This window comes from Burkholderia sp. L27(2015) (assembly GCF_009765705.1).
In the GTDB taxonomy this organism is placed as follows: Bacteria; Pseudomonadota; Gammaproteobacteria; order Burkholderiales; family Burkholderiaceae; genus LMUX01.
Genome location: NZ_LMUX01000056.1, coordinates 1 through 766, shown reverse-complemented (window position 1 = coordinate 766; position 766 = coordinate 1). Strand labels below are relative to the sequence as shown.

Here is a 766-nt window from a genome sequence, read left to right as displayed (position 1 = left end):
GACCGTCTGCAGCTCTTCGTTGATCGACTGCATCTCTTCCGTGGAAGTCTCCAGCTCCTCATTGGCAGACTGCAGTTCCTCGTTGACTGACTGGTATTCCTCGTTCGCCGATTTCAGTTCTTCGCTTGCCGTTTCGTGCAAGTCGACGGCGGTATGCAGCTGAATGCGGGTTCCCCGCAACTCTTCCTCAAGCGCGTGGATGCGCGCGAGCTCGTTGTCGGGTGTGCCGTCCGCTGGTGGTTCGCTTGCGTGCGGCGCGGGCTCCAGCTCGTGGAAAGCCACCACACACATCTCGACCCTGCCGTCGCCTTCGGGCAGCGGCTCGACGATCAGTCGCAGCGACCGCTCATGTCCATTGAGCAGGAGGGTTAGTCCTTCACTGATCACCCGCTTGCCGCTGGCGAATGCCTGCAATACCGCTGCACGCACGGTGCCGCGCAATGGCTTGTCGAGCAGTTGGAAAAAGTTGAGGCTGGCAGTACCGGACGAAGGCGCGAGATAACGTCCGGTGTCGCCGCCAAAGCGCAGCACGTCGTGGCTGGCGTTGATCACCACATAAGCCGGTGACCACTGCTCCAACGCCTGGCGCGCATGCTGGTCGATCAGGTCTTCGACGTGCCGTGGCGCGGGGCGCTCTACGTGTTCTGCGCTGTTGGCCGGGCGACGTTGAGCACCGAGAAAGCCTCGTGGATGCGGGTGAACGTCGTCGCGGCGAACGTACAGTCGTTGCTTCTTGTCCACTTTGGTAAACAGGCGGGCGTTCTTT

At 61.5% G+C, this 766-nt stretch carries 1 pseudogene; it reads right to left on the bottom strand.

Annotated elements, in window-relative coordinates:
* A pseudogene (locus tag GSQ77_RS29055) lies at positions 1–579 on the bottom strand (chemotaxis protein); the annotation flags it as partial.
* Positions 580–766 lie beyond the last annotated feature (187 nt).